The following is a 24,902-nucleotide window of genomic DNA, read 5'->3' on the forward strand; positions in this document are numbered from 1 at the left end:
AGCCTCAGGGAACGACGGTGATGGTGCCCTTCATGGCTTGCGCCCCGTCGAGCCCATCGATCCACCACTCGAAATTGCCGGGGCGGACCGTGTTGAACTGGATTTGGATCGTGCCCTTGGCGTCATATTCGAGCCATGCGGGTGGCCCGGCCATATGCAGCTCCAGGTCGCTTATGACAATCTGGTTGAACCAGATGTTGCGGAAGAAATCCGGCGCGCGGAACTTGTATTCCAGGGCGCCGTCGGAGCTGATGCGCCAGCGATAGGCCTGCCCGGCCCGCATGACGAAATCCTTCTTGTTCACCGCGAAATCGCTGTCGGCGCTGCCGAGAACCAGCTCCTCCACATCCTGGCTCGACCGGGACAGCGGCGGCAGCCCCAGCGCGTCTGCCGACATGGCGCTCGCGGGCATCTGTGCGTTGCCCGCGCCGGCCGGTGCGGCCGCAGCCGGCGCCTCTGCCGCGTCATCGTCGTCGTCATCATCGTCGTCGGCCTGTACCTGCGCCGCATTGCCGCCCTGCGCATGCGCCGCGACATGCGGTGCGAAGGCAAGGCAAGCGGCCATCAGCGTCAGCCAGTGCGCCCTGATCGTCATTCTGTTCCTCCCTCTCGTATCCGGTCGTCCTGACCCTTTATTGCGTGTCCGCCACCGCGACGCCCCAGGGCTGCTCCCCGACCTGCACGGACTGGATCACCTCGTCCCTCGCGGTATCGATGATCGAAATGTCGTTGGAGATGCCGTTGGTGGAAAACAGATGGCTGCCATCGGGCGAGAAGGCCAGTTGCCACACCCGCTGGCCCACCAGCAGATAGTCCTTCACCTCATAGGTATTGGCATCCACCACGGCGACCCGGTTGGCGGGGCCGAGGGCGACATAGGCCTTGGACCCATCCTCAGTGATCCGCACGCCCACCGGCTGGATCAGTTCCGCGCTGATGCCCGGGATGTCGAAGGTCACCTTGTGCTTGATGTCACGCGTCGCGGCATCGATCACGCTGACGGTGCCCCCGATTTCCGCCGATACCCAGACCTCGGAATTGTCTGCCTTGAACTCGGCGAAGCGCGGCCTGGAATCCACCAGCACATTGGCCACGATCTGCTGGGAATCGCGGTCGATGAAGTGCGCCATGTTGGTGGTTTCGGAGGTGTTGACGATGATCTTTCCGTCGGGGGAGACACCCATGCCCTCCGGCTCGACGCCGACGGGGATCTCCACCACCCGGCTGCCGGTCTTAAGGTCGATGACGGTGACGAGGTTGTCGTCTTCGTTGGCGACGTACATCAGCGTTCCGTCCGGTGACACGACCATCAGTTCCGGGTCCGGCCCCGAAGGGAGCGTGCCGGTGATCTGGTGCGTGGCCGTATCGATGACCTCGATCGTGTCGTCGTCGCTGGCGCAGACGTAAAGCTTGGTCCCATCGGGCGAGACGACGATACCGCGCGGGCGTTGGCCCACCTTGATCGTTTCGACCACCTCGAACGTCGCGGAATCGAGCACGGTGACATCGTTGCCGCGCTCGTTCGATACGTAGATCTTGTAGGCGAATGCCGGGCTTGCCGACATGCAGAGCACGGCGGCCATCGCCGCCAGAACAGGCTTCGTCATCGATCCTCCCCACGCGCTTCTTTTCCTGGACGCTAGGGAATAATGTCACCGCGACCCATGGGAATAGTTCCCGTAATGGGCGGCACCCGCGCTAAATACGACCGGCAATGCTCAGATACCGCCCACGAGCCGGCCGCCGCGCGTCTCGACCGCGAAGCGGATCAGGTCCGAGGTTCGCTCCAGGCCGAGCTTTTCCTTGATGCGGGTCGAGCTGTTGGCGATCGTCTTGTAGGCGACGCCGAGGCCGGAGGCGATGTCGTTGAGGCTCTGGCCCTCGCCCAGCATATGCAGGATTTCAAGCTCGCGCGTCGAAAGCCGCGCCGCCACGTTGACGGCGGCGTTTTCCTGCGCCGCCGCCGTGACGCAGTCCACATAGGATTCGCCGCGCAGGGCGCGGCGGATGGCCGTCAGCAACTCGTCGGATGGCGCGCTCTTGGACACATAGGCGAGCGCGCCCTCGCGCCGGGCCGAGGTAGCGTAGACGAGGTCCGAATACATCGAGAACACGACGATGCGGGCCCTGGAGTCGTCCGCGTGGAGCCGGCGCAGGACTTCCAACCCGCTGCCGCCGCGCAGGTTGATATCCAGGATCACCAGGTCCGGCCGCGTCCGCCGGAATGCGTCCAGCGCGTCGCGCGGGGTCTCGGCCTCGGCAATGGCTTCGGGATGCAGGGGGGCGATCAGCCGGCGGACGCCGTCGCGGACCACCATGTGGTCGTCGACGATCAAAACCTTGGTCATGCCGCGGCCTCCAGTCTGTGCACGCGGTCGTCTACCGCGATGGGAAGACGGCCTTCGACGCGCAGCCCGGCAGGCGCGTCCACGGCCATGATGCGCAGCCTGCCACCGGCGGCCTCGACCCGCTCGCGCATGCCGATGATGCCGAAGCCGTCGGCGCCCGCATCGCGGCCGCCGCCATCGTCGACGACCGAAAATTCGGCCTGGCCGGCGATGGCGCGCACACTGACGTCCAGCCGTGTCGGCTCGCCGTGGCGCAGGGCGTTCAGCATCGCCTCCCGCAGCACCATCAGAAGCGTCGCGTCCGTCTGGGCGTCGAACCCCTCCTCCGGCACGGCAATTCGAATGCGGATACCCGGGCGACGGCTTTCGAAGTCGTGGGCGAGATGCATGAGGGTTTCCCGCAGGCCGAGGCCGGGCAGGAGGCCGGGGCGAAGGTCGGCCAGGATGCGGCGCACGGCCTGTCGGGCCCGCGCCGTCGCCTGGCGGATCGCGCCGGCGCGCTCCTCGTTGACAGCGGCGGCCGGCTCCCGCTCGATGGCCGCGGCGTCGACATCGATGGTAAAGAGGAAGGGCCCGACCTCGTCATGCAGGTCACGGGCGAGTTCGGCGCGCTCTTCCTCCTGCATCCGGTACACGAGTTCGCCGAGGCGGCGGTTGTCCGCCGACATCGCGGACAATCGCGCCGCCATGTCGTTGCAGCTCTGTGCAAGGGCCCGGATTTCCGGAGGCCCGGCCAGGGCTGCCCGCTCGTCCGTACGGCCATGCCCGATGGCGCCGAGCGTGTGCCGCAACGCGTTAAGCGGTTTCAGCGACGTGCGGGCGATCACCCAGACCAGCGCCAGCGTCGTCACCACGAACAGGCCGAGCAAGGTGAGGCCGAGCCCGAGGTCGGTCCACACGTCGCGTGTGTGGCTGGCCGGGTCCACCGTCAGCTCCAGCGCGGCGACCGGCCCCGGGACCGGCAGCGGAATGATGCTCACCTCCGGCCCGGGCGCGAACAACGCCGCGAACCACGCCGGCGCGGGGTGTCGGGGGCCGTCGAGATGCGAGCGCATGATCGTCCGTCCATCGCGGCCGATGAGCGAAAGGCGGGCATGGCGGTCGCTGTCGAAGGTGCGGATGAGGGCCCGGAACTTGGCTTCATGATCCATCGTCGCGGGCAGTTCGGCGATCTGCCGCGCGACGCGATGTTCGGCAACGATATGGGCGGAGCGCATCTCCAACTCGATGCGCTCGCGCACGTGCAGGACGGTTGCGAGACCACCCAGCAGCAGCATGGCGCCAAGCGCACCCAGAATGGCGAGAATCAGCCTCGTGTGCAGCGACACCCTCGATCGAGCCTCCCATTGCGGATCGTGCGTCGATCACAGATTGCAGCTTTCGCGGTGTTTTGTCACGGCACGAGATGACAGGCGGTCTCTGGCCGGTCGACGCCCAATGTATCGAGTTCCGTCGTCTGGTGCAGGAACCCCTCCTGGGGGGACGCGGAAACGACCGACCGGCCTTCGCCGAGCAGGATCGGCTGGCGCAACTGCCAGTTCCAGTCCCGGAAGGTCAGCTTCTGGCCCTTGAAGGCGGCGATGGAGAAGTCCGGATTCTTGATATAGTCCAGGATCTTGTCCGGTTCCGCCGATTGGGTGCGGGTCGCGGCCTCGCCCACGATGCGGATCGCGGTCCATACCTGCATGTCCTTCGCCAGCATGCGGCGGCCGGCCATCTTCTCGAAGCGGTTCTGGATCTGCGCGCCGCCCCACTGCTCGCTGGCCGGGTGCCAGGAGGCGGCGACAAGCCCCGCGGTGCCCGCGACCGGGCGAGGCAGCCATGTGCGCCAGGGTATGAAACTGCCGAAGACCTCGCTCTCGTCGGCCACCAGCACCACGTCATGATCAGGCAGGCCCTGCATGAAGACGGGGATCTGACGTTGCACCTGTGCCTGTCCGGAATCCGTGGCGCGGGCGCCGCCCGCATCCTCGAACGTACGCTCTTCCAGGATGTCGCCGCCGAACTTGCGGGCGGACGCCCTCATCGCGTCGGCGAAAAGCCGGTCGTTCTCGTGCTCGCCCGCGATCAGTACCCAGTTGCGCCACTGTTTCCACATCAGATACTGCGCCAGCGCATCGGTCAGCATCGAACGGGTCGGCGCCGTATGAAGCATGTTGGACCGGCAGTTTTCTTCGCGCAGGCTGTCGTCGGTCGCCCCGGCATTCAGCACGCTTGACCCGGCCACCCGGGCCAGGTCGGCCGCTTTCAGCGTATCGGCAGCCGGCAGGTCCGTGACGATGAAGTGCACGCCGGCATCGGCGAAGGCCTGCATGGCCGGACCGATGTCCTCGCCCGGCTTGAGGGTCGAGACGGTCAGCTCGAAATCCTGGCCCATGAACGCGCCGGTCGTGTCGTTGTCCGCGATGCCGAGTTCCGCCCCGGCGATGCCGATCGTCTCCGGCGGGATATCCAGCGCCGAGAGGGCCAGCACGGGCTCGTAGGCGCGCAGCAGGCCGATACGGATGACGGTGGTTTCCGGGCCCGGCTGCTGGGCCTCTGCCACGCCGGCAAGGCCGAGGGCCATCGCGGCGACCAGGGTGGCGATGGGTATCTTCATGGTCGAGCCTCCCCCCGAAGTTTTGCCCAAGGGAAAGGCATAAAGATGCCCAGCCGCAAGGTGACTTTTTCCCGTTCGTCGCCCTGTCCCTGTTCAAGAACGGGCGCTGCGGCCTATAGGGAGATTGGCCCCGCAGCGATGGATGACCCGAGATCATGGCGACGAAATTCCTGGCAAGCGTCCGAAACCGCGCCGAGGCCCTGACCGCCTTGGAAAACGGCGCCGACATCATCGACGTGAAGGAACCCGATGCCGGCGCGCTGGGGGCGGCCGACCCGGAAAGCCTGGCCGACGTGCTGGCGGCGGTTGCCGGGCGCACGCCCGTTTCCGCCGTCGCCGGAACGCTGTCCATGGCGCCGGAGGCGCTCGCGGCCGCAGTCGCCGCGCGGCGGCAGGCGGACTTCGTCAAGGTGGGGCTTTCGACGCCGGACACCGCGCAACTGGATGCGGCCCTTGAAAAACTTGCAGCACATGCCGGCGCGACGCGGCTGATCGCGGTCCTGTTTGCCGACGAGGGCGTCGATCTCCGGTTGCTGGACCGCATCGCGGCAGCTGGATTTGCCGGCGTCATGCTGGATACGGCGCGCAAGGACGGTCGCCGCCTGATCGACCATGCGCCGCTTCCTACCCTGTCGGCTTTCGTGGAAGCGTCGCGCAGCCTCGACCTTTTCTGCGGGCTTGCCGGAGCACTCGAGGCTCCAGACGTGCCCCGCCTGATGCCGCTGCGCCCGGATTATCTCGGCTTTCGCGGCGCCCTGACCGACGGCAAGCGGGGAGGCGGCATCGCGGCGGCGCGGGTGGCCGACATTGCCGCACTCGTGCATCCGCGGGCGGGCCCGGCGGCGGAAGGATCGGCGGGGGCCGGCCCGGTGGACCGGGTCTTCATCCGCGACTTCGTCCATGACATGGAGATCGGGGCCTATGGCTTCGAGCGCGGGCGGCGGCAACGCGTGCGATTTTCCATCGAGGCCGAGGTTCCGAGACGGAAGACCGGTCCGGGCGGGATGGCCGACATCTACTCCTACGACCTCATGATGGATGCCGTGCGCGGCATCGTGGCGCGCGGGCACGTCGATCTCGTGGAAACGATCGCGGAAGAACTCGCCGCCACGATCCTTATGGACAGCCGCGTGGCCGCCGTGACCGTGAAGGTCGAGAAACTCGATCTCGGACCGGAGGCGGCAGGCATAGAAATCCGGCGCGAAGCCAGCGCGGCATGCTGCGGCGCAGCATCGAATTGATCGGCCGTCACCCTTGCCCTTCGTCGGAAAAAGGCGAAAGAGTGGCGGCCGGCCGCACGGTGCCTTCCGGGATCGCCGCGCGCCTTGCCTGAACGATCAAGGAGTCCGCAGAGTGAAGGACCTGCTCATCGTCAAAGTCGGAGGAAGCTCGATTTCTTCTCCCGACCTGAAACTGTGGGTCGCAAGCATGGAAAAGGCGTCCCGGCCGCTGGTCCTGGTGCCCGGAGGCGGACCCTTCGCGGATGTGGTGCGCCGGTTCCAGCCGGTGATCGGCTTTGACGACGATGCGGCCCACCACATGGCCATCCTGGCCATGGAACAGTTTGGCCGCGCCCTTGCGAGTCTTGGCGACAGGCTTGTGGCCGTCGCCTCGATGGAGGCCATCCGGCGCGAGCTGGATGCCGGCCGAATACCGGTCTGGATGCCTGCGAAGCTGGCCCTGCGTGCCGGCGAGATTCCACGCAACTGGAGCGTGACGTCCGACAGCCTGGCCGCGTGGCTGGCGGGGCAGTTCTCCGGCTGCTCGCTCTGCCTCATCAAGCAGCTCGACATGCCCGAAGGCTCGACGCTCGACGCCATCTCGGCGGCGGGCGTGGTGGATTCCTCCTTCGTCAAGCTGCTTCAGCCGGAGACGAGCGTCTATGTAGCCGGCCCTTCGGACCTGACCCTGGCGGCCAAGCGGCTTTCAGGAGGAGGCGTCCCGGGCCGCGCCATTCGGCGCAGCACGCCGCCCGGGTCCTACGCCGTCGAAGCGGCGGAGTGAACGGGGCGCCGCCGCCTGCAAGTCCGTTTACCGGCCAGCGCCTCCTGTTCCTGACCGGACGGCTGGCGCTGCCCCGGCTGGAGCGCGTCCTGGCCGAGATGGGGCCGACCGACTTCCATTTCTCCATCCGCGACATGGGCGTAAAGGTCGCCGCGCTGTTGACGGGCGATATCATCCGGCGGCGGCTGGAACTGCCGGTCGATACCGACAGGATCGTCGTACCGGGTCGATGCCGCGCCGATCTCGAAAGCCTGGAGCGGCATTTCGGCGTCGCCGTCACCCGCGGGCCGGACGAGGTCGCGGACCTGCCGCAGTTCCTGGGGCGAGGCCGCAAGGCGGCGGACCTATCCAGGCACGACATGCGCATATTCGCCGAGATCGTCGATGCCTCCGCCCTGTCACTGCCCGCCATCGTCGAAAGGGCGCGGGCCATGGCATTGTCCGGCGCCGATGTGATCGATCTCGGCTGCCTGCCGGATACGCCCTTTCCGCATCTGGAGGATGCGGTGCACGCGCTGAAGGCGGAAGGGCTGGCCGTCAGCGTCGACAGTGCCAACAGGGGAGAGTTGGTACGCGCGGCGCGCGCGGGCGCCGATTTCCTGTTGAGCCTGACCGAACATACGCTCGACATCGCGCAGGAAGGCGATTGCATTCCGATTCTCGTGCCGGCCGAGCCGCGCGACCTCGGATCGCTCCTGCGCGCGGTGGACGCCGCGACGGATCGCGGCCTGTCCTTCATCGCCGATCCGGTCCTCGACCCGATCCATTTCGGTTTCACCGACTCGCTGGCGCGCTATCACGCGTTGCGCGCGGCGCGGCCCCATATCGACATCATGATGGGGACCGGCAACCTGACGGAACTGACCGAGGCCGACAGCTCCGGCATCACGGCGCTGCTGCTGGGCATCGCCTCCGAGCTGTTCGTTCGTAACCTGCTCGTCGTGCATGTCAGCGCCCACACACGCCGCACCATCGAGGAACACGACATCGCCCGCCGCATCATGCATGCCGCGCGCGCCGACAACGCTCTGCCGCGCGGCTATTCCCCGGCGCTGTCGCAGGTGCACGACCTGAGGCCGGTGGCCAACAGCGCCGCCGACATTGCGGAGCAGGCCGCTGCGGTGCGCGACCGCAACTACCGTATCGAGGTGGCCGAGGACGGCATCCACCTTTTCACGCGCGGGCAGCATGCGGTGCATGGCGATGCCTTCTCGTTCTATCCGCTGCTGGACGTGGCGGGAGACCCGGCCCACGCTTTCTATCTGGGTGCCGAACTGCAGAAGGCGGAGATCGCCTTTCGCCTCGGCAAGCGCTTCGCGCAGGACGAGCCCCTGCGGTTCGGGGTGGCGACGCCGGAAGCCGGGGACGAGGATCGCACCCGCCTCGCGGAGGCGGGCCACACGCTGAAGGCCCGGCGCGACGGGGCGGGCGAGCCATGATCCGGGAAACGATCCTGACCAGCGTGTCGGCAGCGGGCCGCGTTCATATCGCCCCGCTGGGCATCATCGCGGCGGGCGAGGATGAGGCTGGGCAATGGATCGTCGCGCCGTTCCGCCCGTCGACGACGCTCGCGAACATCGAGGAGACGGGCTTCGCCGTCGCCAATTATACCGACGACGTGCTGATCTTCGCCGGCTGCCTGACCGGTCGGAAAGACTGGCCGCTGGTGCCGCTGGACAATTGCCCCGTGCCGCGCCTTGCCGCGGCGCTGGCCCATGACGTGCTGCGGGTCGAGCATGTGGAAGAGGATGCGGTACGACCGAGATACCATTGCCGGGTCGTCGCATCCGCCGCGCATGCGCCCTTCACCGGCATGAACCGGGCACGTGCCGCGGTGCTGGAACTGGCCATCCTGGCCAGCCGCCTGTCGATGCTGCCGCGCCGGAAAGTAGAGGATGAGATCGCCTACCTGCAGATCGCGGTGGACAAGACCGCCGGTCCGCGCGAAAGGCAGGCTTGGGACTGGCTGATGGACAAGGTTGCGGCATTCTACCGCGACGAGCGCGCCGGAACCTGATCGGGGCAGGGGCGGCATGAGGGGCTATGATGAGCGATAAAGGCGGTTACTTCCCGCGCTGGACGTTGAAGACCGAAGGGCGGATCCTGCCCGACGAGCGACTGCCGGCCGGCCAGACGGTCGTGCTGGGGCTCCAGCACGTCGTGGCCATGTTCGGCTCCACCGTCCTTGCGCCGATCCTCATGGGTTTCGACCCCAATGTGTCGATCCTGTTTTCCGGCATCTCCACGCTGATCTTCTTCATCGCCGTCGGCGGGCGCGTGCCGAGCTATCTGGGCTCCTCCTTCGCCTTCATCGGACCGGTCCTCGTGGCCACCGGCGCGATGGCCGGCGCACCCAACCCCAATATCGCCCTGGCGCTGGGCGGCATCATCGTCGCCGGCGCGATCTACGCGCTAATCGGCCTTGTCGTGATGGCGGCAGGACATCGCTGGATCGAGCGCCTGATGCCTCCGGTGCTGACGGGCGCGATCGTGGCCGCCATCGGCCTCGTGCTCGCACCCATCGCCATCGCAAGCGCATCGGGCATATCGCCGGCCAGCCCGGATGGCGACCAGCTGTCGCGCTGGGTGGCCATCGCCACGGTTGCCGCCGTCGGGCTTGTGGCCGTGTATGCGCCCGGCATGGCGCGGCGGCTGCCGATCCTGATCGGCGGGGCAGCCGCGTATATCCTCTATCTCGTCCTTGCCAATGGCATGGGCCTCGGCGCGCCGGTGGATTTTTCCGGCGTCGCGGCGGCGGCGTGGTTCGGGCTGCCGCGCTTTACGGCACCCGTCTTCTCGGCGTCGGCCGTCACGCTCATTGCCCCGGTCGTCATCATTCTGGTGGCCGAGAACCTCGGACACATCAAGGCCATCGGCGCGATGACCGGCCGCAACCTCGATCCCTATCTCGGCCGCGCCTTCATCGGCGACGGCATCGCGACGATGGTGTCGGGTTCGTTCGGCGGAACCGGCATGACGACCTATGCCGAGAACATGGGCGTCATGGCCGTCACGCGCATCTTCTCGACGCTCCTGTTCCTGGTGGCCGCTGCCATCGCCGTCCTGCTCGGCTTCTCGCCGAAATTCGGCGCGCTCATCCAGACCATCCCCGGGCCGGTGCTTGGCGGATTGTCCGTCGTCGTCTTCGGCCTCATCGCCGCGACGGCCGGCCGCATCTGGGTGGAGAACAAGGTGGACTTCGCCGATCCGCGCAACCTGATCACGGTGGGGGTGGCGCTCGTTCTGGGCGCCGGCAATTTCAAGCTGGATGTCGCCGGCTTTACGCTGGACGGCATCGGCACCGCCACCATCGGCGCCATCGTCCTCTACCATGCGCTGGGATGGGGCCGCGCGCCGCGCGGCGAATGAGGCCATAGCGCACGGTACCGTCGGACGGCTCTGAAAGCCGTCCGCTAACGGCCGGGCGCCTTACCTTACGGTCAGGCTTGCCGGCCCCCGCAGGCAAGGGCAACGGCCGGTGCGGCACGGCTGGCCGCCTCGCGCAGGCCGGGCCGGCAGTCCGCCAGATCGGCAAACTCTATGACGCCCCGGTCCAGGCGCTGCGCAAGCCGGCGCAACAGCGGACGGCCCGTACCGGCGATGACCAGCGGGGCGTCCGGCGCCAGATCCCCCCGCGACAGGACAAGCGACAGGGCGTCGTGGACGAGCCGCAACTGTGCTTCCGTGAGGGCCTGTGCAACGCCGCGCCAGTCCTCGTCGCTGCCGTCGGCCGCATCCGCGCCCAGCATGCGGGCCAGACGGGCCCGCGAATGGGCCGGCGTCTTGTCCCGGCCGTCGGCCGTGGGCATCTGGTCGTCCTCCTCGTCCAGATGGCCGGCCAACCGCGCCGCATCCGCCATGGTTGCGAAATGCTCGGCCATCAGCGGCGCCATCCGGCCCTGGAAGGGAACCGCGCGCGCCACCGCCATCAGGCTGGTGCGCGTGAAGCCCTGGTAGACGAGTTCTCCGCAGGCCAGCCGCTCGCTGTCCGTGTAGCCGGCATTGCGTACCGCCCGGCCGGCGATTGGAACGATATCCGTGGTCGTCGACCCCATGTCCAGGAAAAGCGCGGTTTCGACCGTATGGGCAACGAAGGCGGCGCTGGCATGCCAGTTGGCCGAGCCCACCAGCCCCGGGTGCCGGGCGGCGTCGGCCGCCGACAGCAACCCGCGCGGGCCGGCATGAACGAGCAGTTCTTCGCCCAGCCGGGCGGCCAGCCGCTGGCACAGGAGCCGCACCCCGCTGGCCCTGTCCTGAAAGATGTCGGCCAATTCGCCCGTCATCGTCAGGTGGTGGCGCTGGACGGCGCCTGTCGCGGCAAGGATGCGGTCGAGTGCCGAATCGAGGTGTTCCAGCCCCCGCCACAACGGGGAGGGCTCCTGCCAGACGCCGACGAGCCGCCCGTTTTCGAAGAGCGCGGCCTTCAGATGGGCCCCGCCCACATCCCAGCCGAGCCGCCGTTCCATGCCGGTCATTGCCTTTGCGTACCTGCGCCTGTTTGCGACAAGGTCCGAAAGGACCGTAAAATGGCATGAAAGGAAAGAGGCGAATGCGGATCGTTCCGGTTCTGGACCTGATGGGCGGCGTCGTCGTGCATGGGCGCGGCGGGCGGCGCGAAGCCTATGCGCCGATCCGCACGCCGCTCGGCTGCGCCGACGATGCGCCCGACCTCGCCGCCGGGCTGGTGCGCGCAGCCGGTGCGGACACGCTCTACGTCGCCGACCTCGATGCGATCATGGGCGGCGCGTTGCAGCGGGATCTTCTGGCGCGCATCGGCATGCGCGTGCCGGGCGTGGACATCTGGGTGGATGGTGGCTTCGGCGCGCCCGGGCACGCGGCCCGGCTGCCGGACGGCATGCGCCCGGTCTTCGGCACGGAAAGCTTGGCCCCGGCCGCGGTGGAACTGCCATCGGAGGCGGTGCTGTCGCTGGATTTCTCCGCCGTGGGTTTCCTTGGAGGGCCCTCCTGGCTGACCGCCTGCCGCTCCTGGCCGACGCGCGTCATCTGCATGACGATGGCCGCGGTGGGCAGCGGCGCGGGACCGCAGATCGACACCATACGGGCGGTCCTGGACCGTGCGGAGGGACGGGACGTATATGCCGCCGGCGGCGTCCGCCATGCCGACGATCTCGAGACGCTGGCAAGGCAGGGATGCGCCGGGGCCCTGGTGGCCACGGCGCTTCACGATGGGCGGATCGGCGCCCTCTACTGAAACCCGAATATGGCGGCCAATCGCCGAAGAAGGCCTGCTTTCATCGCCGGTTCGTCTTCCTCGGGATGGTCTCGTGTCTAGGCGCCCGCTCCGGCGAAGGGGTGGTGCGCGGCGCCCTTCTGCGCCACCACTTCGGCGGCCGTCGGCTTGCCGTTGACGGCGCGCTCGATGGATTCCAGCGTGGCGCGATAGTTGTAATCCCGGATCTTGGCGTCGTCCTCGGCTTCCCAGTGGATGAAGACGCCGACGCAGATGAAGATGTCGTCGGCCTCGTCCTGCGGGATGATCCCCTTTTCGACGGCGTCGGCAACGGCGCGCGCCACGGCGGTCTGCGCCGGACCGAACATCTGCACGGCCTGCTTGGCGCCCTTGATCGTCACCTTGTTGAACATGACCGTGTTGGGCTTGGTCACGAGATTGGGCGCGATGACGGCGAGCAGCGAGGTGAAGCCGTCCTTGTTGTTGGTCAGCGCGTTGCAGAAGGCGCTTTCGGCGGCCGAGCCGCGCGGCCCCATGATGAGGTCGATATGCGCGACTTCGTTGCCCTCGCCGACAAGCGACTCGCCGACCAGAACCTTATTGATCTTCGCCATGGTCAATGTCTCTCCCTGGTTGTTCACGATCCGGCTGGTGCCGGCGCGATGCCGGACCCCCGTCGGAACAGTCGTGCGGAATGGAAAGACGCCCCTCGCGGCGCACGAATTTCCCCCCGCAAACCCGACCCTCCTCCGGGTTGGTCCTGACTGCCCTTGTTCTCAACGTCCGTGGGGGACCGGTTAGCCAGACAGTTGGCAAGAGACTGACCTCCAGTTGCGGCCTCGTCAATCCTTTCCATGGCTCCAAGGCCGTGTTCCGCATGGCGTCGACGCTTTTTCGTCCAGCGCGGCGGCAAACAGCGACGCAACCGTCATGTCCGCGCTGGTGCCGGGGTTCAACCCCTCGGCCTTCAGCACGCGATCGAAGGTCGCCAACGCCTCCTGCGGGGCGCCGGCCAGGGCGCGAAAGCGATACATCAGGTCGGTCGCCGTTGCATGGCCGAACTTGCGGGCGACATGGCTGTCGGGTGCCGCCGTGGCGAAGGCCAGGAAGACGTCCTGTGCCGCCCTTTCCATGGGGCGGCCCGCCGCGAGCGGAACGCCGATATCGAAGATGTCCGCAAAGCCGTTCGCATATTGGCGCGCGATGAGGTCACGGTCGGCGGCAAGGCGCATCGCCGCGCGCAGGCCGATGTGCGGCTGTTGGCGGACGTCCGCCTCGGGCGCCGTGCCGAGCCCGCCGGGAGCGGCCAGCGCGATGGCGCGGAACGTGTCTTCGGCATCCTGCGGGCTCATATCGGCAAGCACCGTTTGAAGTTGCGTGCGCAGCGGCCCTTCCGTCCGCTCGGCCGCCTTCGCCAGTGGGGCGCAGAGCAGCAGGATGCCGAGATTGGTGTTCTGGCCCACAGCCTTGCGCGTGGCCGAGACCGCCCGAAGGACACGCGCGCCGACGCCGGCGCCCCGAGCGCAGAGAAACGGCGCCGATATATCGGCGCTCGTCTCGAAATCCTCGACCGTCATGCCGTGGCCGGCTTCGAAGCGATGCACGTTGCCCGGCTTCAGCGCTTCCAGTTCGGCGCGGCATGCCATTATGAACAGGGCCGCGATCTCGTCCGCGCTTTTCACCGCACGCTCCGGATGCGACGCCGGTCTTCTGCGCGAAGCGCGGCGACGAGGTCGCGGGCGCGGATGGCGGCGACGTCGATGCCGGTTGCCTGTTCCATCCCGGTCCAGGCCGGCATGGAATTGACTTCGATCACCTGCGCCGCGCCATCGGCGTCCCGTATCAGGTCGACGCCGCAGAACTGCGCTCCCACCGCGTCCGCCGCAGCGACGGCAAGCCGCTCCAGCTCGGGATCCGGCGCGATGCCGACGGCCTCCGCGCCCTGGGCGACATTGGTGATCCAACTGGCCGGCGAGCGACGCATCATGGCGCCTACCGCCACCCCCCGCGATACCAGGACGCGATAGTCGCACCATGCCCCTGCACGCCGATGGCCGATAAACTCCTGGAGATAGTACACGCCGCCGACATCGGCGGGCTCTGGCAGGTCGTCCGGCGTTTCCACCAGCCGGATGCCCTTTCCCTGTGCGCCGAACAGCGGCTTCAGCACCAGGGGCCCCGGTGCCGCGGCCAGGATGGCCAGCGCCTGATCGCGCGTCTCCACCGCATGGCTGCGCGGGGAGGGCAGCCCGGCCCGCGCCAGCAGGAAGCTCGTCATCGATTTGTCGGTACAGCGCTCCACCGTCCGCGCGTCGTTGGACACCACGACGCCGAGCGCCGAAAGGGCATGCAGGATGGCGAGACGACGGGTGATCGCCTCGAAGCTGCCGCCGGCCATGGTGCGCAGGCAGACGGCGTCGGGCAACGCCTCGCCCAGCCACGGCATGACGACGCCGTGGGCAGCGCCGGTGTCGAAGCCGATCTGCGCCGTTTCGAAGCGGCGGCAGTCGCAGCCGAGCGCCGAGAATGCCTTTTCCAACTGCCGCGCATGTCGGTCGGGCGCGGCGGACAGAAGCACGATGCGCATCGTGGCCTCAACCGAAGGATTTGTCGACGAGCCGTTCGTCGAGCCCGCCGGACCGGAAGGTTTCGCCGGTTTCGAGCGCCACGACCGTCACCTCCGCAGGCGAGAAGAGCGTCGGATCGATCTTGTAGAAATCGCCGTTGAAGCGGCGGAATATCTCCGCGAAAGGTTCTCCGTAATCCTTGCACATGCTGCTGGGCAGGTCTTGTGCCAGGCGTCGCGCCTCGGCAGCCGGCCCTTTGACATGCAGACGGATACGCCCGCCATAGATGACGGCATCGTTGGTGCGCCCCATGGCGGTGATGAAGTCGGGGTGGGGCGGCGGCAGCGGGGCGGTGCCGATGCCTTCGACGATGTCGGCAAGGGCGAACCCCATCTCATGGGCCTTGTGCAGCGCCACTTCGACCACCCGCCCCACGATCTGCACCGTCCCGGCAAGGCTTTGCGTCGGGGCATAGATCAGTGTCAGGTTTGCCGGCTCAACGCCGCAATCCTCGCACAGGCGGCGCACCAGGGCCTCCGGCGGTGCACTCGACGTCTCCAGCACCAATGTCGCGGCATCGCTGTCGTCCCGGTAGTCGATATCCTTGAACAGGGGTTCGCGGCGGGCCAATGCGCGGGCCGGGCCGGAGCCCATGGCGAAATAGCCCTCCTTACCCGTGCCATGCGTCAGTTGCCAGCCGGCATATTGGCTGGCAAGGCAGGCGAGTACGGGCCGCGAGGTGGCCACGGTGACGCCGAAGGGGTGGTTGGGCAGCCCCGTGCCGGTATCGAGCCGCACGGTGCCGAGGCCGCCCAGGCAAATTTCCGCGATGACCCGGCCCGCCTCGATGCTGCCCTGCGTCCGGGCCCCGGCATCGATGAGGGTTTCGCCGGCTGCGCCTTGCGAGACCGCAACGCGCAGCGCGGCGGCGTGCCGCTTCAGCCTGTCGACGAGCGGCAGCGCCCCCCGGTTGACGGAAACATGGTCGCTCGTCATGCGGCATCCCTTCTGAGACTGGAGAGAAGATGGGCGCGCCGGCTGTCGAAAAGCCGGCGGGCATCTGCCTCCCCTCCGTCGTGGGCCCCGTCTTCCACGCAGACGGTGCATAGCGGTTCCCCGGCGGCGACCTGCGCACCGTCGGCAGGCAGGTCGGCCGCCCAGCCGGGCCACGCGAAGGCCCTGTCCACGATGCCGGCTTCGCTGGCCCAGGCCAGGCCGCTGGCCCGGATGCCCGGCCGCTTCGGCCGCCACCGGCTGCCCAGGCCCTGCACGGCTGCAAGGTGATGGACCAGCAGCGGATCGTCCGGGGTATCGTGGACATCCAGCGTGGCCCCGGGGCGCGGGTTGAGTTCCAGTAGGGTCGCTACCGAGCCGTCGACCACGAAATCGGCGCTGCCGATGCCGATCAGCGGAATCCGGCCGAGCACGCCTTCGACGGCCTCGGCGAGCTGCGTCTCGACGCCGAGGTCCAGCGGCCCGACGGCCCCGCCATACCGGTAGGGGGCAGACGCCACCGGATCGCACCATTGGCGCGTGATGCCGAGGCTGGCGATATGGCTGCCGTGCGCGACGAAGCCCAGCGACAGGCGCTCGCCCGGAACGATGCGCTGGAAGTAATGGCCGGCCGGGTCCACCAGGCTTTCGGCGGGCACGACATGCCCGCCGCCGGCGCCGCCTTGCCGCTTGGCCAGCCAGCCACGCCTGTCGGCCGGCGGTGTCATGCGCGTTTCCGGGTGCGGCACGCCGGCCGCCGCGCAGGCTCCGGCAAACAGGATGGGGTCCTTGATGCGGCGCACGGTCGCGGCATCGTTGCCCAGTACCGGCCAGAACCGCGCGATCTCGCTGAGAAGGTCGGGCCGATCCTCGAATCCGGCGCCGTAGACGAAGCCGAAGGGGCGCCGCCCTTCGGCCAAACGCGTCAGCGCAGCCATCAGCGCCGGGCCTGAAAAGCCGTCCGGATAGTCGCCCGGGAGGCATTCGCTGGCAAGGCACAAGGGGGCCAGGTCCCTGTCGTTGAAGAAATCGACCGCAAGGACGTCGTAACCCGCCGCGACGGCCGAGCGGGCGATCTGGCGGGCGGAGAACGCCGCGACGAGGAGACAGGCTGTCGCCACCCTATCCAACCTTGATCTGGCGGGCGAAGGCGAAGGCGTCGCGGAAGTCGAGGACCAGCGGCGCATCGCTTTCGATCATCCGTTTGAACAGCCCGGATTCGGTCTTGTACTTGACGTTGCCTATGGCCAGCGCACCGATGCCCACGGCATTCGTGCCTTCGATGGGCTTGCCGTCGTCGAACGGGTCGATGCCCTCGATGCCGGCGGGCGGAACCGCGTTGACATCGGCGGCGACGCGCAGGCTGTCCGAACCCTGCAGAACGCTGCGATCCAACACGCGGACGCCCGCCTTGGCAGCGGCCAGCGCCACGTCGACCCTGCCTAGTATGTCTGCCTTGGCGGTGTCGTCCGGCCCATCCACCGCATCGACGGTCACGTCGAAGCGCGCCTTCATCTCGTCGGCCCGCTTGCGCACCCTCTCTACCCCGTTGTGCCCGACAAGGGTTACGCGGGCGCCCTCGAGGGCGGCGATGACGGCGGCGCAATAGCCGACGACGCCGGTTGCGCCGAATACGGCCACCGAACTCTGCCCGAGCGTCTTGCCTTGCCCGGCCTTCAACACGGATTCGACGGATGCCACCATGGCGGCCGCGGTGGTGAAGGAGCCGGCGGGATCGGCGAAGAGGTGGACACCGAACGGCGGCACCATCGCCTTGCGCGCCGCTTCCATCATGTCGAGGGCCAGGACCGCGTCGTCGCCGCCGAAGAAGATCGCCGTCGAGCGCCCCCATTTCGGCGGACGCGAGAATATGGCGTCCTGGACCAGATCCGCCACCTCCGACAACTCCACCGATTCATAGGGAAGCACGACGCCGAAGCCCGCATCGACAGCCATGTTCACGTCGAACGGGCTGACATGCTTGTGCGGCGTCAGCATGTGCAGAATTTTCGCTTCGCTCATCGGGCTCCCTCCATCCTGTCATGTTCCATGCCCTCCAGCCCGTGCGAGACGGTCTCGACGACCGCTCCGCCACCACGCGCCGCAACGACGCGTATGTCGAGGCCGTCGGCCAGGCCCCTGCCGACGAGACCGCGCCGGAGATTCTGCGCGGTATCCTCGCTGTCGGCGAAGGCAAATCCCGTCGGCCCCCAGGAGCTTTGCCCGGTACCGTGAGCACCCATGGCATCCAGGGCCGCCATGGCCGCGCCGACGCGCGGGCTGGTGAAGACGCCGCCCTGGGCCGGGGCGAAGTGCGCGCCGACCATGCGCTGGATTTCGTGGACGGCGGCGCCGAACCCCTCGATGTCACGTTCCGCGACGCATGGCAGCATCTGCATCAGGGTGAGGCGGCAGATGCGCGCCGCATCGCCCTCCGGGAAGGGAGGGAGCCGCTGGAAGGCCTGCGTCTCGGCCGCACCGTGGATGCCTTCATCGTTGCTGTCCATGACCAGGAGCACGCGCCAGTCGGACGGAAACTGCAGATGCGACACGATGGGCGGAGGCGTATCCCGGCTGCCCTTGCCGCCATCCACCATCAAGCCGCCACGGCGGAACAGGCCGGCCCCCAGGCCGGAGCGCAGACCCCGGCCAAGCCGCGCCGCATCGCCCTCCGGATCCAGCGGCAGTTTCTGCAGATGGCGCACCGCCGCCGCGACGGAGAGCGCCAGTTGCGTGCCGGAGCCGAGCCCCGCATGAGAGGGAATGGCCTGCGATACATGTAGCGAGAAGGGGCCCGGCAGCGCCAGTTGATGCGAGATCGCCTCCAGGTAGCGCGCGGCGCGCCGACCTTCCATTCCGGTAATGCTGTGGGCTCTACCCGCGGCATGGCACAGGGTCAGGCATGTCAGGGGCTCGGCAATGCCAAGCCCGATGCCACCGAATGTGCGGCCAAGACTGCCGCTCATGTCAAGAAAGCCAAGATGTAGGCGCGCCGGAGCCAAGACGCGGACGACGTCCGTTTTCACGAATCCCCCTGCCATCGCGTGCCCAGGGGTATTATGAGTCAAAAGATTGCAACCGCCAAGACAAGTCGCGCTTGCCGCCATTGCGCATTGCAGCACCTTTTTGCGCTTCACCTCCATGGCCGCCTCGACTAGAAATCGTTTCAGGGCGCCAGAAAGCGATCAAGTTGGGCAGTGCATTCGTTGCGGGGGCCGAGATTGCCCTCGATCAAGCCATCGACGCCGCGGCCCTGGCCCTTGTCCAGGCGAGGCACGTCCTGGTGACCGGGCTGGATGCGGACGCCAACGTCGTGCGCTCGGCCCACCGCCTCGCCCGTGCCTGCGGCGGTGTCATCGACCACGCCGGGTCTGGCCGCATCTATCCGTTTCTGTCCGCATTCCGCGATCATGGGTTGATCCTGGGCGTGCCGTCGGAAGTGCGCCGCCGCGCCGACCGGGTGCTGGTGGTGGGCGCCGACGCCGCGGCGCCGGCGCCCGGCTTTCTGGAGGGCCTTGCAAAGGCCGGGCCGGACCTGCCGGCACCGCAGCCAGGCCCAAGGCGCCTTTTCTGGCTGGGCCCGGCAAGCCCACCCTGCGCCATTCCCGCGATGATCGAGGCGGAGTTCGCCGCCTGTCCGCCGGACCGCCTGACGGAGGCCCTTGCCGTTCTGCGCGCCTCTCTCAAGGGACAGCGCCACGGTTCCGGCCCGCTGGCAGAGGCGGATCACGCGCGGCTTCTCGGCTTCGTGCAGGGGGGCCGGTTCGGTGTGGTCGTCTGGCCGGCGGCTGCGACCGACGCGATCGGCAACGAGATGGCGGCCGGGCTGGTGGACGATCTGAATACGGGACGTCGCTTTACCGCCATGCCGCTTTTGCCGGACGATGGCGCCTATGGCGCGGCGCTCCTCTCCACGTCCATCACCGGCTTCCCTCTGCGCGTATCCTACGCGGGCGGAGCGCCGCACCACGACCCCTATGCGTTCGACGGCAGGCGCATGATCGCGGACGGAGAATGCGACCTCGTAGTGGCCGTATCCGAAAAGGCCGACGTCATCGACGGCAGCCATATCGCCATCGGGCCGGCGTTCCGGGACGATGCCGCCGGCATCGTCATCCGTGCCGCCGTGCCCGACCGGCCCGTCTATTATCGCCCGCAACTCGGCAGTTTCGGCCAGAGCTCCACGGCCGAGCAACCGGCGAGGACCGCGATGCATCAGGTGCTGCGTGCCCTCGAGCAGGCGGTGCGACAGCAGGTTTCAGCGGAGGGGCGGCCATGACGATCCTGTTGAAGGGCGGCCGCGTCCTGGACCCGGCCGCAGGGCGCGACGCGGTCGGAGATGTCGTCGTCGCCGATGGCCGGATCGCGGAAGGCGCTTCCGGCACGGTCGAGGCAATCGACTGCACCGGCCTTGTCGTGATGGCCGGCGGCATCGACATCCATTCCCATATCGCCGGCGGTTTGGTGAATACGGCGCGGCTCCTGCTGCCCGAGTTTCACCCGGCCCATGCGCCGCGTCCGGCCGGAACGCCCCTTTCGCAGGTGGGGTGGACCACCTGGGAAACCGGTACACGCTATGCCCAGATGGGCTTTACCATGGTGGTGGAACCGGCCATGGGGCCGTCGGGCGCGCTGCATACGCATCTGGAACTGGCCGATATCCCGATCATCGACCGTGCGGCGCTGGTGGTCCTGGGCAATGACGACTTCCTGCTGTCACGCTTGCGGGACGGCGCAAGCGAGGCCGAAATCGACGATTATGTCGCCTGGCAGGTTTCCGCCGCCGGGGCTCTCGGCGTCAAATGCATCAATGCCGGCGGGTCAGCCGCCTTCAAGGCCGATGTGCGAAGCTTCGGTTTCGACGACGAGGTGCCCGGCTACGGGCTCTCGTCGCGGCGTATCGTCAAGGCCCTGCAGGACAGCGTACAGAGGCTGGGCATAGCCCATCCCCTGCACGTCCACTGCAACAATCTGGGAGTGCCGGGCGACGGAGAGGCCGCCGCGGAGGCGACGATGATTGCCGCCGAAGGCGTTCCGATGCACCTGGCTCATATCCAGTTCTACGGCTACGGCACCGATGGCCGGCGTGGCTTCTCTTCGCTGGCACGGCGGCTCGCCGACCTCGTCAACGCCCGGCCGGAACTGACCGTGGACATCGGCCAGGTCATGTTCGGCCAGACCGTTACCGTCTCGTCCGATGAATTGCGCCAGTTCGCCGGGCGGCCGCTGGCCCGCCCGCGCAAATCGGCCATCATCGACGGCGATGCCAATGGCGGCGGCGCGGTCCCGATGAACTATCGTCAGACGGACTACTACAACGCCATGCAGTGGGCGATCGGGCTCGAACTGTTCCTGATGATCGACGATCCGTGGCGGGTCTTCTTTACCACCGACCACCCCAACGGGGCTCCCTTCACCACCTATCCGGATCTTTTCGCGCTGCTGATGAGCCGCGACCTGCGGGCCGAGTGGCTGAACGCCCTGCCGCCGGGCGTGCGCAGGCGCAGCGCGCTGGCGGACCTTTCGCGCGAATACACGCTGCCGGAAATCGCCATCATGACGCGCGCCGCCCCGGCGCGGCTGCTGGGCCTGCCGGACCGGGGCACGCTGGCGCCCGGCGCACGCGCCGATATCGCCGTCTATCGCCCGGGCGCGGATGTCGCCGCGATGTTCGGCGCAGCCGAGCATGTGCTGAAGGATGGCGTCCCGGTGGTGCGCGGCGGACGGGTAACCGCCACGCCCGCCGGCCATACGATGGCGCTGTCGCGCCCTCGCGACCGCGCGATGGTGCGTCGGCTGGAGACCTTCTACGACGAAAAATACGGCCTGCCCCTCCATTGGTTCGAGGTGGAGGACGACGCCCTCGGCGGCGACGTGCTGGAGGTCGTGCCATGAGCGCGCGGGTCGTCAATGGCGTGACCGTGGACGACACGTTCGCCGAGGCGTTCCCGATGCGGGGCACGGCCATCGTGATCACGGCGGTCGACGCGGCATGGGCCATGGAGGCAGCCCGCTCCTTCACCGGTTTTGCCACATCGGTCATCGCCTGTGGGTGCGAGGCCGCCATCGATGCCGTCCTGTCGCCGGGCGATACGCCGGACGGGCGGCCGGGCGTGCGCATCCTGATCTTCGCGATGGATAGCAAGGGTTTGGAGAAGCAGCTCGCCACCCGCCTTGGCCAGTGCATCCTGACCAGCCCGTCCTCGGCCTGCTACGCGGGGCTGGACGGTGCGACGCGGCTGCCGCTTGGCGACGCGATCCGCTATTTCGCCGATGGCTGGCAGGTCTCCAAGCGTATCGGCGCACGCCATTTCTGGCGGCTGCCGGTGATGGAGGGCGAGTTCCTGTGCGAGGCCACGACCGGGTTGACGAAGGAGGCGGTCGGCGGCGGCAACCTGCTGCTGCTGGCGGCCGATGCGGCTCGCGCACTGGCGGCGGCCGAGGCCGCACGCGATGCCATCGCCGCCCTGGACGGCTGCATCATGCCGTTTCCCGGCGGCATCGTGCGGTCCGGCTCCAAGATCGGCGGCAAGTACAAGGGCATGATGGCCTCCACCAATGACGCCTACTGCCCGACATTGAAGGGCACGGTCGACAGCGCCCTGTCGCCCGACATCGGCTCGGTGCTGGAGATCGTCATCGACGGCCTGAGCTTCGACCACGTCGCCGCAGCGATGCGCGCCGGGCTGTCCGCCGCCGTCGCGCTCGGGCCCGACAGGGGCGCCACGCGCATCTCGGCCGGCAATTACGGCGGCAAGCTCGGCCCCCATCACTTCAAACTTCTGGATCTCCTGCCATGACCCGGTCCATCCTTTCCTTGCGTGCATCGCCGGGCGAGCGGCTGGACCTGTCGCGACTGGACCCGGTGGCGTTCGCGGCATCGACACAGGGGGAGGTCGCCCGGTTGCCCGTCGGCATGGGTGGCGGAGGGCCGCTGCTGGGCGATCTTTTCGATATCCGCCTCGGCGACGAGGATACGCTTGTGATCGAGGGTGGATCGCCGCGCTTCGACCGGCTCGGACAAGGGCTGGCGGCCGGCACGATCCGCGTCGTCGGCGATGTCGGGCAACTTGTCGGTCGCGGCATGACGGGAGGACACCTCGACATCGAGGGCGCGGCCGGGCCGTTGGCAGGCTCCGGCATGGCAGGGGGCAGCATCCGCATCGGCGGCGATGCCGACGATTGTCTGGGCGGGACGATGCCGGGCGAGATGGCCGGAATGCGTGGCGGGCAGATCGTCGTCGAGGGCAATGCCGGCCTGCGCGCCGGCGACAGGATGCGGCGCGGCACGATCATCGTTGCCGGAAGTGCCGGGGCCTATGCCGGATCGCGCATGATTGCCGGCACGCTGGTTGTCGGCGGTGGCTGCGGAGCAGGGGTCGGGCAGCTTATGCGGCGCGGCACGATCATCCTTGCGGCTGCGCCGGCGTCGGTTCCCGCGAGCTTCGTCGACAACGGCGTCGCCGAACTCCTGTTCATCCGACTGCTGACCGGCCTGGATCCGCGGATGCCGGCCTTGCCCTCCAGGCTGAGACGGTTGACTGGCGACATGGCGACCATTGGTAAAGGCGAAATCCTGTTGCCTACCGAATGATCGATCGCGGCCGAGAGCACACCAGGTGGGCGCAATGCTCAAATAATGACCTGCGGTTGCGGGGCGATCCTGCCGCTTTTGATGCCGCCGCGGTCTCCTGCGAATAAAATAGGCTTTCGTTTCAGGTGCCGGGTCAGATCATGGATCGAGTATCGGGACTTGGCATGAGGCTTGCAAATCCATCCGTCAGAAACCGCATGTCGCGGTCGATGGAATGGAGATGGGGATGACTTCTGCTTTGCAATGGGTGCGGGGGGCGCTCGGCGCCACCGTGATTACGGCGGCAAGCCTGTCGGGAGCCTTCGCGCAGGATGCCGCCGCGCCGCAGGGCGAGCCGATCAAGGTCGGTGTTCTGCATTCCTTGTCCGGCACGATGGCCATTTCCGAAACGACGTTGAAAGACGCCATGCTCATGCTCATCGACGAGCAGAACAAGAAAGGCGGCCTCCTCGGACGGCCGCTCGAGGCAGTGGTGGTCGATCCGGCGTCCGACTGGCCGCGCTTTGCGGAACTGTCGCGCCAGCTCCTGACGCAGGACAAGGTCGCCGCCGTCTTCGGCGCCTGGACATCCGTGTCGCGCAAGTCGGCCCTGCCGGTCTTCGAAGAGTTGAACGGCATCTTGTTCTACCCCGTCCAGTACGAGGGCGAGGAATCCTCCCGCAACATCTTCTACACGGGCGCGGCCCCCAACCAGCAGGCCATTCCGGCTGTCGACTACCTGGCGCAGGAAGAAGGCGTCGAGCGCTGGGTCCTTGCGGGCACCGACTATGTCTATCCGCGCACGACGAACCGCATCCTGGAAACCTACCTGAAGGACCAGCTCGGTGTCGCCCAGGAAGACATCATGATCAACTATACGCCGTTCGGCCAGTCCGACTGGCAGTCGATCGTTTCCGAGATCAAGGCCTTCGGCAGCGCCGGCAAGCGGACCGCCGTCGTATCCACCATCAATGGCGATGCCAACGTGCCCTTCTACCGCGAGCTGGCCAACCAGGGCGTGAAGGCCGAGGACATCCCGGTCGTGGCGTTTTCCGTCGGCGAGGAAGAGCTTGCCGGTATCGATACCGCGCCGCTGGTCGGCCATCTGGCGGCCTGGAACTACTTCATGAGCGTCGATACGCCCGAGAATGAAGAGTTCATCAAGAACTGGCACGCCTTCATCGGCAACGAGGACCGCGTGACCAACGACCCGATGGAGGCCCACTACATCGGCTTCAACATGTGGATCAAGGCCGTCGAGAAGGCCGGCACGACCGATCCGGACGCCGTCATCGACGCCATGGTCGGCGTCTCGGTGCCGAACCTGTCGGGCGGTTACTCCAGCATGATGCCGAACCATCACATCACCAAGCCGGTGCTGATCGGCGAGATCCAGGACGACGGCCAGTTCGAGACCGTGTTCGAAACGCCCGGCCTTGTCGTGGCGCAGGAATGGTCCCCCTATCTCGAAGGCTCCAAGGACCTGATCTCCGACTGGCGCAAGCCCATGTCCTGCGGCAATTTCAATGTCGTGACCGGCAAGTGCGGCGGCCAGGGTGAACAGGCGGCCGCCCAGTAAGGGCGCTCCCCGGTAAACCACCCATCCACCCTACGGCGCGCCGGGCCA

Annotated in this window: 24 protein-coding genes; 11 read left to right on the plus strand and 13 right to left on the minus strand. The window is 67.8% G+C overall.

What is annotated here, in order from left to right:
- Positions 1 to 4: 4 nt before the first annotated feature.
- From IGS74_RS05705 to IGS74_RS05725, 5 genes are all read right to left on the minus strand, one after another.
- Positions 5 to 595, minus strand: a complete 591-nt coding sequence (locus IGS74_RS05705; protein ID WP_192390072.1) for a hypothetical protein — start codon at positions 593 to 595, stop codon at positions 5 to 7.
- A 37-nt stretch (positions 596 to 632) separates the two neighbouring features.
- Entirely contained in the window at positions 633 to 1,607 is a 975-nt protein-coding gene (locus IGS74_RS05710; RefSeq protein WP_039188438.1) for a PQQ-dependent catabolism-associated beta-propeller protein, read from the minus strand.
- A gap of 111 nt (positions 1,608 to 1,718) precedes the next feature.
- Complete coding sequence (locus IGS74_RS05715; protein ID WP_192390074.1) at positions 1,719 to 2,348, minus strand: response regulator transcription factor; 630 nt, start codon at positions 2,346 to 2,348, stop codon at positions 1,719 to 1,721.
- Complete coding sequence (locus IGS74_RS05720; protein WP_192390076.1) at positions 2,345 to 3,676, minus strand: histidine kinase; 1,332 nt, start codon at positions 3,674 to 3,676, stop codon at positions 2,345 to 2,347. Before IGS74_RS05720 ends, IGS74_RS05715 begins: the two co-directional genes overlap by 4 nt.
- Positions 3,677 to 3,741: 65 nt before the next feature.
- Complete coding sequence (locus IGS74_RS05725) at positions 3,742 to 4,947, minus strand: ABC transporter substrate-binding protein (RefSeq protein ID WP_039188443.1); 1,206 nt, start codon at positions 4,945 to 4,947, stop codon at positions 3,742 to 3,744.
- A 155-nt stretch (positions 4,948 to 5,102) separates the two neighbouring features.
- Between IGS74_RS05725 and IGS74_RS05730 the strand changes: the two genes are divergently transcribed.
- The 5 genes from IGS74_RS05730 to IGS74_RS05750 all read left to right on the plus strand — a co-directional run bounded on the left by IGS74_RS05730 (position 5,103) and on the right by IGS74_RS05750 (position 10,320).
- Positions 5,103 to 6,188 (plus strand): (5-formylfuran-3-yl)methyl phosphate synthase, encoded by a 1,086-nt coding sequence (locus IGS74_RS05730; protein WP_192390078.1) that lies wholly within the window; start codon positions 5,103 to 5,105, stop codon positions 6,186 to 6,188.
- 112 nt (positions 6,189 to 6,300) lie between these two features.
- The gene (locus IGS74_RS05735) at positions 6,301 to 6,951 is read left to right on the plus strand and encodes an amino acid kinase (protein WP_039188446.1); all 651 of its coding nucleotides are present in this window, start codon (positions 6,301 to 6,303) and stop codon (positions 6,949 to 6,951) included.
- The gene (locus tag IGS74_RS05740) at positions 6,948 to 8,390 is read left to right on the plus strand and encodes a DUF6513 domain-containing protein (protein ID WP_192390080.1); all 1,443 of its coding nucleotides are present in this window, start codon (positions 6,948 to 6,950) and stop codon (positions 8,388 to 8,390) included. The genes IGS74_RS05735 and IGS74_RS05740 overlap by 4 nt, the downstream gene beginning before the upstream one ends.
- Positions 8,387 to 8,968 (plus strand): DUF447 domain-containing protein, encoded by a 582-nt coding sequence (locus IGS74_RS05745; protein ID WP_192390082.1) that lies wholly within the window; start codon positions 8,387 to 8,389, stop codon positions 8,966 to 8,968. Before IGS74_RS05740 ends, IGS74_RS05745 begins: the two co-directional genes overlap by 4 nt.
- Positions 8,969 to 8,997: 29 nt before the next feature.
- Positions 8,998 to 10,320 (plus strand): solute carrier family 23 protein, encoded by a 1,323-nt coding sequence (locus IGS74_RS05750; protein ID WP_192391414.1) that lies wholly within the window; start codon positions 8,998 to 9,000, stop codon positions 10,318 to 10,320.
- 71 nt (positions 10,321 to 10,391) lie between these two features.
- Here IGS74_RS05750 and IGS74_RS05755 read toward each other — a convergent pair whose 3' ends face one another.
- A complete protein-coding gene (locus IGS74_RS05755; RefSeq protein ID WP_246722975.1) occupies positions 10,392 to 11,426 on the minus strand; it encodes a hydantoinase/oxoprolinase family protein in 1,035 nt (344 codons plus the stop codon).
- Between the two features lie 74 nt (positions 11,427 to 11,500).
- Between IGS74_RS05755 and IGS74_RS05760 the strand changes: the two genes are divergently transcribed.
- On the plus strand, positions 11,501 to 12,163 hold the full coding sequence (locus tag IGS74_RS05760; protein ID WP_246722983.1) for a HisA/HisF-related TIM barrel protein: 663 nt from the start codon (positions 11,501 to 11,503) through the stop codon (positions 12,161 to 12,163).
- Between the two features lie 77 nt (positions 12,164 to 12,240).
- Here IGS74_RS05760 and fae read toward each other — a convergent pair whose 3' ends face one another.
- The 7 genes from fae to IGS74_RS05795 form a co-directional block, all read right to left on the minus strand.
- Complete coding sequence (gene fae / locus IGS74_RS05765; protein ID WP_060605320.1) at positions 12,241 to 12,756, minus strand: formaldehyde-activating enzyme; 516 nt, start codon at positions 12,754 to 12,756, stop codon at positions 12,241 to 12,243.
- Between the two features lie 228 nt (positions 12,757 to 12,984).
- Complete coding sequence (locus IGS74_RS05770; RefSeq protein WP_281413052.1) at positions 12,985 to 13,824, minus strand: triphosphoribosyl-dephospho-CoA synthase; 840 nt, start codon at positions 13,822 to 13,824, stop codon at positions 12,985 to 12,987.
- Positions 13,821 to 14,729: a RimK family alpha-L-glutamate ligase gene (locus IGS74_RS05775; protein WP_192390086.1), complete on the minus strand. Its 909-nt coding sequence runs from the start codon at positions 14,727 to 14,729 to the stop codon at positions 13,821 to 13,823. Before IGS74_RS05775 ends, IGS74_RS05770 begins: the two co-directional genes overlap by 4 nt.
- 7 nt (positions 14,730 to 14,736) lie before the next feature.
- A complete protein-coding gene (gene mch, locus IGS74_RS05780; RefSeq protein WP_039188455.1) occupies positions 14,737 to 15,705 on the minus strand; it encodes a methenyltetrahydromethanopterin cyclohydrolase in 969 nt (322 codons plus the stop codon).
- Entirely contained in the window at positions 15,702 to 16,823 is a 1,122-nt protein-coding gene (locus IGS74_RS05785; RefSeq protein WP_192390088.1) for an ATP-grasp domain-containing protein, read from the minus strand. The genes mch and IGS74_RS05785 overlap by 4 nt, the downstream gene beginning before the upstream one ends.
- Position 16,824: 1 nt before the next feature.
- On the minus strand, positions 16,825 to 17,724 hold the full coding sequence (locus tag IGS74_RS05790) for an NAD(P)-dependent methylenetetrahydromethanopterin dehydrogenase (RefSeq protein ID WP_192390090.1): 900 nt from the start codon (positions 17,722 to 17,724) through the stop codon (positions 16,825 to 16,827).
- The gene (locus IGS74_RS05795; protein WP_192390092.1) at positions 17,721 to 18,743 is read right to left on the minus strand and encodes a beta-ribofuranosylaminobenzene 5'-phosphate synthase family protein; all 1,023 of its coding nucleotides are present in this window, start codon (positions 18,741 to 18,743) and stop codon (positions 17,721 to 17,723) included. The genes IGS74_RS05790 and IGS74_RS05795 overlap by 4 nt, the downstream gene beginning before the upstream one ends.
- 149 nt (positions 18,744 to 18,892) lie before the next feature.
- Between IGS74_RS05795 and IGS74_RS05800 the strand changes: the two genes are divergently transcribed.
- The 5 genes from IGS74_RS05800 to urtA all read left to right on the plus strand — a co-directional run bounded on the left by IGS74_RS05800 (position 18,893) and on the right by urtA (position 24,854).
- Positions 18,893 to 19,981, plus strand: coding sequence for a hypothetical protein (locus IGS74_RS05800; protein WP_192390094.1), 1,089 nt, complete (start codon positions 18,893 to 18,895; stop codon positions 19,979 to 19,981).
- Positions 19,978 to 21,597, plus strand: a complete 1,620-nt coding sequence (locus tag IGS74_RS05805) for a formylmethanofuran dehydrogenase subunit A (protein WP_192390096.1) — start codon at positions 19,978 to 19,980, stop codon at positions 21,595 to 21,597. Before IGS74_RS05800 ends, IGS74_RS05805 begins: the two co-directional genes overlap by 4 nt.
- On the plus strand, positions 21,594 to 22,502 hold the full coding sequence (gene fhcD, locus IGS74_RS05810; protein WP_192390098.1) for a formylmethanofuran--tetrahydromethanopterin N-formyltransferase: 909 nt from the start codon (positions 21,594 to 21,596) through the stop codon (positions 22,500 to 22,502). The genes IGS74_RS05805 and fhcD overlap by 4 nt, the downstream gene beginning before the upstream one ends.
- Complete coding sequence (locus IGS74_RS05815) at positions 22,499 to 23,296, plus strand: formylmethanofuran dehydrogenase subunit C (protein ID WP_192390100.1); 798 nt, start codon at positions 22,499 to 22,501, stop codon at positions 23,294 to 23,296. The genes fhcD and IGS74_RS05815 overlap by 4 nt, the downstream gene beginning before the upstream one ends.
- Before the next feature lie 226 nt (positions 23,297 to 23,522).
- Positions 23,523 to 24,854, plus strand: a complete 1,332-nt coding sequence (gene urtA / locus IGS74_RS05820) for an urea ABC transporter substrate-binding protein (protein ID WP_192390102.1) — start codon at positions 23,523 to 23,525, stop codon at positions 24,852 to 24,854.
- Positions 24,855 to 24,902 lie beyond the last annotated feature (48 nt).

Source organism: Aureimonas sp. OT7 (assembly GCF_014844055.1).
Lineage (GTDB): Bacteria > Pseudomonadota > Alphaproteobacteria > Rhizobiales > Rhizobiaceae > Aureimonas > Aureimonas altamirensis_A.

Coding starts and splice junctions, on each gene's coding strand:
- fhcD (WP_192390098.1), top strand. CDS start 21,594: ATGAGCGCGCGGGTCGTCAATGGCGTGACCGTGGACGACACGTTCGCC.
- IGS74_RS05775 (WP_192390086.1), bottom strand. CDS start 14,729: ATGCGCATCGTGCTTCTGTCCGCCGCGCCCGACCGACATGCGCGGCAG.
- IGS74_RS05795 (WP_192390092.1), bottom strand. CDS start 18,743: ATGGCAGGGGGATTCGTGAAAACGGACGTCGTCCGCGTCTTGGCTCCG.
- IGS74_RS05705 (WP_192390072.1), bottom strand. CDS start 595: ATGACGATCAGGGCGCACTGGCTGACGCTGATGGCCGCTTGCCTTGCC.
- IGS74_RS05725 (WP_039188443.1), bottom strand. CDS start 4,947: ATGAAGATACCCATCGCCACCCTGGTCGCCGCGATGGCCCTCGGCCTT.
- IGS74_RS05760 (WP_246722983.1), top strand. CDS start 11,501: ATGCGGATCGTTCCGGTTCTGGACCTGATGGGCGGCGTCGTCGTGCAT.
- IGS74_RS05815 (WP_192390100.1), top strand. CDS start 22,499: ATGACCCGGTCCATCCTTTCCTTGCGTGCATCGCCGGGCGAGCGGCTG.
- mch (WP_039188455.1), bottom strand. CDS start 15,705: ATGACGAGCGACCATGTTTCCGTCAACCGGGGGGCGCTGCCGCTCGTC.
- fae (WP_060605320.1), bottom strand. CDS start 12,756: ATGGCGAAGATCAATAAGGTTCTGGTCGGCGAGTCGCTTGTCGGCGAG.
- IGS74_RS05745 (WP_192390082.1), top strand. CDS start 8,387: ATGATCCGGGAAACGATCCTGACCAGCGTGTCGGCAGCGGGCCGCGTT.
- urtA (WP_192390102.1), top strand. CDS start 23,523: ATGACTTCTGCTTTGCAATGGGTGCGGGGGGCGCTCGGCGCCACCGTG.
- IGS74_RS05790 (WP_192390090.1), bottom strand. CDS start 17,724: ATGAGCGAAGCGAAAATTCTGCACATGCTGACGCCGCACAAGCATGTC.
- IGS74_RS05755 (WP_246722975.1), bottom strand. CDS start 11,426: ATGACCGGCATGGAACGGCGGCTCGGCTGGGATGTGGGCGGGGCCCAT.
- IGS74_RS05710 (WP_039188438.1), bottom strand. CDS start 1,607: ATGACGAAGCCTGTTCTGGCGGCGATGGCCGCCGTGCTCTGCATGTCG.
- IGS74_RS05715 (WP_192390074.1), bottom strand. CDS start 2,348: ATGACCAAGGTTTTGATCGTCGACGACCACATGGTGGTCCGCGACGGC.
- IGS74_RS05750 (WP_192391414.1), top strand. CDS start 8,998: ATGAGCGATAAAGGCGGTTACTTCCCGCGCTGGACGTTGAAGACCGAA.
- IGS74_RS05730 (WP_192390078.1), top strand. CDS start 5,103: ATGGCGACGAAATTCCTGGCAAGCGTCCGAAACCGCGCCGAGGCCCTG.
- IGS74_RS05805 (WP_192390096.1), top strand. CDS start 19,978: ATGACGATCCTGTTGAAGGGCGGCCGCGTCCTGGACCCGGCCGCAGGG.